This window comes from Rothia endophytica, assembly GCF_039543885.1.
GTDB lineage: Bacteria > Actinomycetota > Actinomycetes > Actinomycetales > Micrococcaceae > Rothia > Rothia endophytica.
In genome coordinates this window covers 107,612-117,725 of record NZ_BAABKP010000005.1, presented here as the reverse complement: position 1 = coordinate 117,725, position 10,114 = coordinate 107,612, and the positions used below count along the sequence as shown (strand labels likewise).

Annotated in this window: 10 protein-coding genes; 2 read left to right on the top strand and 8 right to left on the bottom strand. The window is 51.6% G+C overall.

Annotated elements, in window-relative coordinates; all coding sequences use genetic code 11:
* Positions 1-537: 537 nt before the first annotated feature.
* The 8 genes from ABD982_RS09970 to rpmH form a co-directional block, all read right to left on the bottom strand.
* A complete protein-coding gene (locus ABD982_RS09970) occupies positions 538-1,632 on the bottom strand; it encodes a ParB/RepB/Spo0J family partition protein (protein ID WP_251380511.1) in 1,095 nt (364 codons plus the stop codon).
* A gap of 238 nt (positions 1,633-1,870) precedes the next feature.
* Positions 1,871-2,866, bottom strand: a complete 996-nt coding sequence (locus ABD982_RS09965; protein WP_425570048.1) for a ParA family protein — start codon at positions 2,864-2,866, stop codon at positions 1,871-1,873.
* Between the two features lie 280 nt (positions 2,867-3,146).
* Positions 3,147-3,788 carry a 16S rRNA (guanine(527)-N(7))-methyltransferase RsmG gene (gene rsmG / locus ABD982_RS09960; protein ID WP_345447082.1) on the bottom strand — a complete coding sequence of 214 codons (642 nt, stop codon included), beginning with the start codon at positions 3,786-3,788 and terminating at the stop codon, positions 3,147-3,149.
* 11 nt (positions 3,789-3,799) lie between these two features.
* The gene (locus ABD982_RS09955) at positions 3,800-4,339 is read right to left on the bottom strand and encodes a Jag family protein (protein ID WP_251380508.1); all 540 of its coding nucleotides are present in this window, start codon (positions 4,337-4,339) and stop codon (positions 3,800-3,802) included.
* 21 nt (positions 4,340-4,360) lie between these two features.
* Positions 4,361-5,332, bottom strand: a complete 972-nt coding sequence (gene yidC / locus ABD982_RS09950) for a membrane protein insertase YidC (RefSeq protein WP_251380507.1) — start codon at positions 5,330-5,332, stop codon at positions 4,361-4,363.
* A 53-nt stretch (positions 5,333-5,385) separates the two neighbouring features.
* Positions 5,386-5,775 (bottom strand): membrane protein insertion efficiency factor YidD, encoded by a 390-nt coding sequence (yidD, locus tag ABD982_RS09945; RefSeq protein WP_251380506.1) that lies wholly within the window; start codon positions 5,773-5,775, stop codon positions 5,386-5,388.
* 6 nt (positions 5,776-5,781) lie between these two features.
* Entirely contained in the window at positions 5,782-6,189 is a 408-nt protein-coding gene (rnpA, locus tag ABD982_RS09940) for a ribonuclease P protein component (protein ID WP_345447071.1), read from the bottom strand.
* A 92-nt stretch (positions 6,190-6,281) separates the two neighbouring features.
* Positions 6,282-6,419 (bottom strand): 50S ribosomal protein L34, encoded by a 138-nt coding sequence (rpmH, locus tag ABD982_RS09935; RefSeq protein ID WP_251380504.1) that lies wholly within the window; start codon positions 6,417-6,419, stop codon positions 6,282-6,284.
* Positions 6,420-6,938: 519 nt separating this feature from the next.
* Here rpmH and dnaA point away from each other — a divergent pair.
* Positions 6,939-8,498 carry a chromosomal replication initiator protein DnaA gene (dnaA, locus tag ABD982_RS09930; RefSeq protein ID WP_345447080.1) on the top strand — a complete coding sequence of 520 codons (1,560 nt, stop codon included), beginning with the start codon at positions 6,939-6,941 and terminating at the stop codon, positions 8,496-8,498.
* Between the two features lie 463 nt (positions 8,499-8,961).
* Complete coding sequence (gene dnaN, locus ABD982_RS09925) at positions 8,962-10,089, top strand: DNA polymerase III subunit beta (RefSeq protein WP_251380503.1); 1,128 nt, start codon at positions 8,962-8,964, stop codon at positions 10,087-10,089.
* Positions 10,090-10,114 lie beyond the last annotated feature (25 nt).

Sequence of the window (10,114 nt, the reverse complement as noted above, 5' to 3'; positions counted from 1 at the left end):
GCAGGTCAAGACGTGGCGGGTTTTGCATACAGGTTTCCGGCGGCCGCTGAGCGTGTATGGGCGGGTGTTTGCGGTGGTTCGGGGGTTGGTGTTTTATGCGGCTGGGAGGACTTTTGAATAAGCCTCAAAGCAAAATAGAGAATTATTTATCACTCCACTGATGGGGTAGAGCACCATAAAATTTAGCCATTCAACCGTCAACCACACTGCGCAATTCCCACCAGCGCATTTAGGGCGCCCCCCCCAATTTGTTTTCATCAAGACGATAGAGCGCCAGACAAAAAGCTGAAAGGATCTCAAGAAGATAGGTTTGAGGTCCAAGGGGGAAAAATTGAGCCCGCAGAAAGCTATCTAAGGGAGTTTCAGTGGGGTCAGTAGGTCAATAGACATCTAGCCTCACCATAGGCCTGCAGGAGCCAATCTAGGCCGTTTTCACCTTTGGCAGCCCCGAATTTAACCACCCGGTCATGTTGGATTGGGGCTCGAACCAAAAACCGCCCCGCTCAATGGAGCGAGGCGGTTTGCAGTGTATTGATTCTACTTTTTGCGCTGTGGGGCCATCACATCAACAATTCGATTCAAATCATCGACCGAGGCGAACTCAATGGTCATTTTTCCCTTGCGGGCACCCAGATTAATCTTCACTGTAGTATCGAGTCGGTCAGCCAGTAAATCAGCTATCGAGTCCAAACGTTCAGAGTGGCTCTGCGGAGCAGGCTTCTTACGGTCTTTCTTCGCTTCTTTACCGCTTTCTTGAGCAACAAGTTCCTCCACTGCTCGTACAGATAAGCCTTCCTTCACTATCCTTTGCGCAAGGGTTTCAATATCACTTGCCTTTCGCAGGCTAAGCAAAGCGCGTGCATGACCTGAAGATAGCGTGCCTGCAGCTACTCTGCGTTGCACCAGAGCAGGCAGCTTGAGGAGGCGAATAGTATTAGAAATCTGCGGCCGTGATCGCCCGATACGCTGCGCCAATTGCTCTTGCGTCGTTCCGAATTCGTCGAGTAGTTGCTGATAGGCGGCGGCTTCTTCAATGGGGTTTAGCTGGGAGCGGTGTAGGTTCTCCAACAGTGCATCACGCAACAGGTCCTGATCCTGAGTATCGCGAATGATAGCTGGAATGGTTGTTATACCGGCTTGTTGGGTAGCTCGCCACCGACGCTCACCCATAATCAGTTCGTAGGCCTGCTCACCTTTTTCACGGCTGAGGCGAACAACAATAGGCTGAAGGACACCTATCTCCTTAATGGAGTGTACGAGTTCTTGCATATCATGCTCGTCGAAGTCAGTTCGGGGCTGTTTGCGGTTAGGGTGGATATCTGAGACATCTAACTTTGCAAAGCTAGCGCCGGGCACCGGCACTAACCCAGAAGCGGTATTTGCTGTTTCGTCACCAAAGAAAAAGTCCGCAGGTCTACGAGATGAACTCGAAGAACGCAAAGCAGCGCCCATATCTGCACGTTTTTTCTTGGATGTTTCACGTGAAACATCCAAGCCGCGCGCGATCTTGTTATCCTGCTGGCTTTGATGGCCAGGCTGTTCTTCCACCGGCTCTTGACGCTCAGCTACTGGTTTGCTCTCGGGAATCAAAGCACCTAATCCCCTGCCAAGTCCACGCTTCTTCTCTGCCACGGGCAACCTCCAAAATGCTAGAAACTCTGCTTCTAAGTGTAGTGGAGTATCTGCCACCTAGGGTTTCCATAGAAGCCGGGCGATGGGGAAAGCCAGATAAATCCTTAAATGATTCAAAGCCATTTAGCTTCTACTGCACCGCCTATATCTCAAGGTTCCCTTAAGTAAGCTACCGGCTCCTTATATCTATAGAATAGGAGCCGGTAGTGCAAAAAAGTTATAGACAGTTGATAAAAGTTTATATACGGTGCGCTATCTCTACTGCAGCCTTGAGATAGGCGAGTGCACCGGTCGATTGTGGATCATAACTCATAACCGTTTGCTGGTAGCTAGGAGCCTCTGATACACGGACTGAGCGGGGGATAACAGCATCCAGCACCTCCTTAGGGAAATGCTCCCTCACTTCTTCAGCTACCTGAGACGAGAGGTTGGTGCGGCCATCATACATCGTTAGCACGATTGTGCTGACGCGAAGATCAGCGTTGAGATGCTTTTGAATCAGGGAAATATTCTTGAGAAGTTGGCTCAGACCTTCAAGAGCATAGTACTCGCACTGAATAGGGATGAGGACTTCTTGAGCTGCCACAAAAGCGTTGATCGTTAGCAACCCCAAGCTGGGTGGGCAGTCGATGAAGATATAGTCTAGACGCGCTTCCCCGTTAGTTTCACGTGCGGCCGTGTAATCAGATAGGGCATTTTTGAGTCGGTTTTCACGAGCTACCAGTGAGACCAGTTCAATCTCAGCTCCGGCTAAATCTATATTTGCTGGTACGCACCATAGATTTTCAATATCTGGGCATGGTTTGATGATTTCAATAAGGGGCTTTTCATCGATGAGGGCATCGTAGGTGGAAGGGACTTCAACACCGTGTTCAATCCCGAGAGCAGTTGAAGCGTTGCCCTGAGGGTCATTGTCAACAACAAGGACGTTCATGCCCTTTGTAGCAAGCGCTGCGGCAAGATTAACTGCAGTTGAAGTCTTTCCCACTCCGCCTTTCTGATTAGAAATAGCAAAAACTCGGGTGTTCTGAGGCCTATTCAATGTCTCCTGAGATAGAGCTTCAAATTGCTGTTTGCTTCTATCGCTCTTCTGCGCGGATGAGCTTGCCCTCTCTAGCTTTTCGCGTGTTTCACGTGAAACATGAGAGCCTCGATCAGGCTTGCTGGCAGCAGCGGGTTCGGGCGGTAAGCCAAAGTCAGGTATATTCGCTGGCATACTGGAGTTTGTCGGCATTGCTGCCCCCTCTTGAATTGATGATTGCATCTCCTGCTATTAGGGTACCTGCAGTTGGCATCGGTCGCATTGATAGGCTATTAATCATTTGAAGCTGTTTGTTTTTTGATGTTTCACATGAAACATGTCGAAGCGTCAAGCTTGTAAACAGAAGAGCTCTTCCCATCATCACGGTTCCAGGGCAACCAGATAAGCAGATGGCTCTTAGTCAATCTAAAAGCTGGATAGCACGCAAAAGCCCGGCACCTCCATCGAGGTACCGGGCTTTCGTCAAGAGAGGCTAGAGAGTCACACGGACGACCGTGGTAGGTTCCTCTAGTAGATCCTCACCAGCGAGCAGGATTTCAGTTTTCCTAGCGCCGTATTTATTAAGCTTCTTCTTTGCCTTAGTGATTTCTTCGGTAGCCGTCCGTCCCTTGAGAGCGAGCAGCTGACCGGTGCCACGAAGGATCGGCAAGGTGATATCCAGCAGCCCTACCAGAGCCGATACGGCGCGAGCAGTTACGTAGTCTGCTTCGACGTACCCTACGGCCTGTTCAGCGCGCGAGCGCATAATATCTACGTTCTCGAGTCCCAAATCCTCAACTACCTCAGTAAGCCAGATGACGCGGCGCTCCAGCGGTTCAATCAGAGTGAGGGACAAATCGGGACGAGCAATGGCCAGGCAGAGCCCCGGAAGGCCCGCACCGGAACCTACATCCGCCACTGTTGCACCCTGCTCAATGAGTTCCTGCACAACGGCGCAATTGAGAACGTGGCGTTCCCACAGCCGGGGAACTTCTCGGGGGCCAATAAGCCCTCGCTCAATGCCACTGCTAGCCAGGTGCTGCACGTAGCGTTGCGCGACCGGCAGACGGTCACCAAAGACCTTCTGCGCCGCTTCTAGGGCATCCCCAGAGAGGACGGGGAGTTCTATGCTCATATCGCTCACGATTACGCCTCCGAGGCAGCAATGACGATGTGGCGGTTGGATCCTGAGCCCTCTGATTCAGAAATCAAGCCGTGAGCAGCCACAATATCGTGAACCAGCTTGCGCTCGTAGGGCCCAAGTGGTTCGAGGTGCACATCTTCGCCGGTTTCTTTAGCTTCAGCAATAGCTGCTTCGGCCAGATTGACCAGTGCCTGCTGGCGCCCTGCGCGGTAGTCTGCGATATCAAGGATGAGGCGGGTACGGTTACCCGTAGCAGCCAGCACCGAGAGGCGCACCAGCTCTTGAAGGGCGTCCAGTACTTCACCGTTTTCGCCTACTAGGGCTTGGAGGTCATCGTTATTGCCGTCTTCAGTAACAACCGAGAGGTAGGTGCGGCCGTTACGCACTTCGATGTCAATATCACCGTCAATATCAGCGATATCAAGGAGTTCTTCGAGGTAGTCAGCGGCGATATCGCCTTCGTCTACCTGCCCCTCTCCACCGTATTCCGCTTCTTCGAAGGTTTCTTCGCCGTCTACCGGGGTTTCCGTTGCTTCAGTCATGATATTTCCTTGAACCTGCCGCTAGTTTTTCTTTTTGTTCTGCTGCTTTTGGCGCTTCTTGCCCATAGGCTGCTGGCGCTGTCCGCGGGCTGCTCGTTCACGGGCGGCTTCGATTTCCTGATCGTGCTCTTCCTTGGTCTTACCTACGGGGGGAAGGCCCTTTTCAGCGCGGCGCTCGTTGAGCTCACGCTCGGCCTGTGAGCCGGGGGTGGGGTTGTTGCGGATAACCCAGAACTGCTGGCCCAGTGACCAGAAGTTGGAGACGGTCCAGTAGACCAGCACGCCGAGGGGGAAGTTGATACCCGAGATCGCGAAGACCAGTGGCAGTACGTAGAGCATGATCTGCTGCTGGCGGTACATGGGGGACTGTTTAGCGGCGTCCGACATGTTCTTAGCTGAGAGCTGTTTGGTGATATAGAACTGGGTGGCACTCATCAGCACTACCATGATGGCGGCAATCAAGATGGTGGCGAAGTGGTTGCCGTCGCCGGGACGCAACATGGTGGAGAAGAGGGGTGCACCAAAAATGGAGGCGTCGTTGAACTGTTCTACCTTGTCGTTGCCAAGAACCAGAATACCTTCATTGTTGGCTGCTGCGTTGGGGACGCCGTTCAGCACCTGAAAGAGACCAAAGAAAATGGGCATCTGCACAATGATGGGCAGGCAGGACGCCAGCGGGTTAGAGCCGGTCTTGCGGTAGAGTTCCATCTGCTCTTGAGCCATAGCCTGGCGGGAGAGCTGGTCAGTTTTACCCTTGTATTTGGCCTGCAATTTCGCCATTTCGGGCTGAAGTTCTTGCATACCGCGCATCGATTTAATCTGTTTGACGAAGAGCGGAATGGTGAGGGTACGCATCACGATGGTCAGACCGATGATAGCGAGAATCCAGGTCACACCTGATGCGGCGTCCATGCCAATTACGGTGAAAAGTTCGTGAAATGCCCAGAGAATCGCTGAAACGATCCATTTAAAGGGCCAGAGAATAATATCCATGTTCTCTCCCTGACTCGGTAATATGAGCCGGTTGTGGTGGATGCTCCAGCGTTTTAGGGGGTGTGCTGGTGCGGGTGGTTTAGAAGAATAATTTTGGGTTCTGCCCCGGGGTCAAAAGTCCGTTTGCCTGCGGGCACCGGGTCTAGACCGCCGGTAGCCCAGGGATGGCAGCGCAGAATTCTGCCTACAGTCAGTGATAGACCGCGCAGGGCGCCGTGGAGGGTAACTGCCTCAAGCCCGTAGGCTGAACAGCTGGGGTAATACCTGCACACGTTGCCGTAGAGCGGCGAGACGATAGTGCGGTACATCTTGATGAACGCAATCAGCAGATTTTGAGGAAGGCTGATGACGGCGTGAAAAGCTGAGGTGGGTACAACAAATTCGTGGGGAGCGTTCTCTAGCAGGTGGTCAGCATCCTGCGGTGTATCTATCGGTGTAGGCATACGGTGTCAGCGCTCCTCTCCCTGAATAGTTGAGGTGGTGGTAGCTTCAGAGCTTTGTGCTGCTACCGGGGCGGCGTCCAACTTTTTGAGGACGCTGGCAAGTGCGCTGTCGAGATCGTTGGAGAGCTGAGGGTAGTCCGCGTGAGCCGCTGCGGGGAGCGCCCTTATAACCAGTGAATAGCCGTTTGGTTGCTCAGACACAAAGGGTGCGATGAGTTCTCTCAGGCGGCGTTTAGTTTTATTGCGGGTAACGGCGTTACCTACTGATTTTGAAACGATGAAACCGATGCTGGTTGTTTCACCGGGTGTTTTGACCGTATATAGAACTAAGTTCCGACGCCCTGAACGGGCGCCGAAACGTGTAGTTTTTGAGAATTGAGCTTTCGCTCGCATCCGGTGCTGCTGTGCCAGCACGCATATCCCCTTTCGGTTCGGTCTTGGCTCGGCGGGCTGCGTTTTCACGCGGGCCTGCTGGTGAGGCGCACGGCCGATTGAGGATGAAAGCCTTATGCTGAGAGGCTTGCGCGGCTCTTTGAACGACGGTTCGAAAGAATTGCGCGGCCTGCACGGGTGCGCATACGAAGACGGAAGCCGTGCTTCTTGGCGCGACGGCGGTTATTCGGCTGGAAAGTCCGCTTGCTCATTTGGTTACTCCACAACGGTTGGTACGGGGGCCAACCTTTCAACAGTTCTTCGAACAGGTTGACGCTTCTTGCGAGTGCAGTAGATAAATCCCGGTTGAATTCGAGAACCTAGCACCCGAGTTTGGGCATAGTTCTATCACACTTTGACTAACCAACTCTAGAAGAGTTGGTGATATAAGGTCAAGCCCGCTCAGGCTAGGTCTTTAATCACAACCTAGTGAGAGAGTTTACCCACACCTGTGGATAGTCTCCCAACCCCACACCCTATATTAGGGTTATCCACAACCACTCCAAAAAAGTTGTAAGTTACACTTTTTCCTGCTCTAGGCTAGCGATACGCCCTTTAATCACATACTGTGAACAGGTATTCCCCTCACATAATCACAAGTTTTCCACCCTGTGGATAAACCTGTGTGAGAATAGTGAATAGTTGCCAGTAGGCAAGGGAAATTTTTAATAATATTTGGCGGAGGAGCTGTATTGAGCGACTATCTGGATCCGGAGTTGCAGAAGAAGTGGATGCATCTGGTGACTCTGTTGCGCGCCGATACGGGTGTTGCTCAGCGCTACCGTGCCCACATTGGGCTTGCGCAGCCTCACGCTTTTATGGGAAATGTCCTGCTGATTGCGGTACCTAATGAGCTAACGCGTGATACTTTTCAGCACGCTCTCAAAGAGTCGTTGAGGGAAGCCATCACCTCTACCTTCGGTCCGGCGGTCAACGAAGCTTTCATCATTGACGCCAGCTTGAATAACACTGCCGTGCAGCAACCCGTTCCGACATCAGCTAACGAAGCTTCGTCTTATCTGCAGACCCCTTCCGTAGAGAAAGCTCAGCCTCAGCAAGTTGCTGAGGCGCCTTCTTTAGCAGAAAATCATCAAGCTTCTCAGGCATCCATCGAAGCGGAGCGTGTGCCAGCAAACCCTTCCTTTAGCGAGGAAATAGCCCACGATACAAGGGAAGACGCTAAAGATCGCGAGGACTCCTTTGATGCGGTGGTTCCAGCGGACGCCGCGGAGACCACTACCTGGGACTCTACCGCCAGGCTAAACCCTAAATATACGTTCGATAGCTTTGTTATTGGGCAGTCCAACCGTTTTGCTCATGCAGCCGCTTTTGCGGTCTCGGAAACCCCGGCGTCCGCTTATAACCCGCTCTTTATCTATGGTGGCTCAGGGCTGGGAAAGACTCACTTACTGCACGCTATTGGTCATTATGCCAAGAGCCTCTATCCCGGACTACGCGTTCGCTACGTGAACTCTGAGGAGTTTACCAACGATTTCATCAACTCGATTTTGAATAAGAACGACACCTCCTTTAAGCAGATTTACCGCAATGTAGACATGCTTTTGATTGATGACATCCAGTTCCTGGCGGGCAAGGACAGCACACAGGAAGAGTTTTTCCATACGTTCAATGCGCTACACAACCACCAAAAACAGGTGGTCATCACCTCGGATTTGCCCCCTAAGCAGCTGACCGGTTTTGCAGAGCGCATGAGATCACGCTTCGAGTGGGGTCTGATTACTGATGTCCAGCCACCTGAACTCGAAACTCGAATCGCCATTTTGAGTAAGAAAGCTCAGAACGATGGGCTCAATGTTCCTGATGATGTGATGGAATATATTGCTTCCCATATCTCTACCAACATTCGTGAGCTGGAGGGTGCCCTCATTCGTGTGACGGCTTGGGCTTCTTTGCAGAGCCAGCCCGTTGATATGCAGCTGGCGGAGCAAGTGCTTAAAGACCTGTTATTAGATAACGGCACCCAAGAGATTACGGCTTCCCAGATTTTATCGGCGACTGCTGAGTATTTTGAGGTTTCGGTAGAAGAGCTACAGTCAAAGTCACGCAGCCGCACACTGGTCAATGCTCGTCAGATTGCTATGTACCTCCTGCGTGAGCTAACTGAGATGTCTCTACCTCGCATTGGTCAGGAATTAGGGGGGCGTGACCATACCACTGTTATGTACGCCTACCGAAAGATTCACGACCTCATGGCTGAACGTCGATCGACGTTTAACCAAGTCACAGAGCTAACTAACCGCATCAAGCAAGGATCAAGAGACAGTAAGTAGCTCAGAAATAGGCCTGTGGATAACTCGGTGTACGTGGCTCGGTTTGCTGTGGACGTTAAGTGAATAGATATTCATATCTTGTGCACTTCATTTAATGCATAAATATCCATCCACTATTCATTCACACTGGTACCCCGTTTATTCCACAGCACGTGCACAAGCACTTCCTTGATTTTCAGGGCCTACAGCCTGTTTTCCACAGATTCCACAGGGGTTATTAACACTATTAATCCTTAAAGAAAAAATCAAATAACAAATTTATCTCTTCCTCATCCCGCTTGGTGCACTGCTTTTTGTAATTACATGGATTCTTCGCCTAGGGGTTGGCTGCTGTAATTACATTTTTTAGAGAGCTACCCCTCTGCTCAGCCTGTAGGTAGTGCTACCTCTTTCCGGTAGACTGAAATACTGATTTACGCCCGTCTTTTGGGCCTATCTTGTTTTGATTGGAAGGTACCTTAGCGTGAAATTCACTGTTGAACGCGAAACTCTTGTTGATGCCGTCACCTGGACTGCGCGCTCGCTCTCACCCCGCCCTCCGGTACCTGTCCTTTCAGGTCTCATGATCAGAGCTACTGCAGGTGAAGTGTCCATCGCCAGCTTCGATTACGAAACTTCTGCCAAACTCAAAATTTCGGCTGATGTCGCAGAAGAAGGTGAAGCTCTTGTCTCTGGACGCCTTCTAGCCGATATCTGCCGTGCATTGCCCAAGAGTGATGTCACTTTTGAACTGCGCGAAGGGAAAGTTCATATCAGTTGCGGTTCATCGAATTTCAACCTGTCATCAATGCCCGTTGCGGACTACCCTGAACTTCCGGGACTTCCCGAGATTTCGGGCACTGTTGAAGGCTCAGAATTTGCTAAAGCTGTTAGTCAGGTTTCTATTGCAGCTTCCAAAGATGACACCTTGCCCATCTTGACCGGCGTCCGCATGGAGATTGAGGGTGACACCATCACCCTGCTGGCAACTGACCGTTACCGTCTGGCGATGCGTGAACTTACGTGGTCACCTGCTGATCCCTCAATCTCAACGGCTGCTTTGGTAAAGGCTAAAACAATGAGCGAGGTTGCCAAGACACTGGGTGGGGCAGGTGAACTGTCGATAGCACTTTCCGATGCTCACGAACTGATCGGTTTTGAATCAGATTCCCGCCGCACTACTAGCTTGCTAGTGGACGGTGAATACCCCAAAATTCGCGCACTTTTCCCCGAGCAAACACCTATTCACGCTATTGTTCGCACCTCTGATTTGGTGGAGGCTGTACGCCGTGTGTCCCTGGTTGCCGAGCGCAATACCCCGGTACGACTTGCCTTTACGCAGGGGCAGGTCACTCTGGACGCTGGAACCGGTGAAGACGCTCAGGCTAACGAGGTTCTACAGGCACAGTTGAACGGTGAAGACATCACTGTTGCCTTCAACCCCAGCTATCTTTCTGAAGGTCTTAACACCTTCTCCGGTAATAAGTTTGTGCGCTTTTCTTTTACTGCTGCACCCAAACCCGTTGTCCTTTCAGAGCAGGATGACTGGCAATCAGAAGACGATAAGAACTACCGTTATCTGCTGATGCCGATCCGCCTGCAAAACCAATAAAACCCTCTTAGCTCGTCAGAGCAGT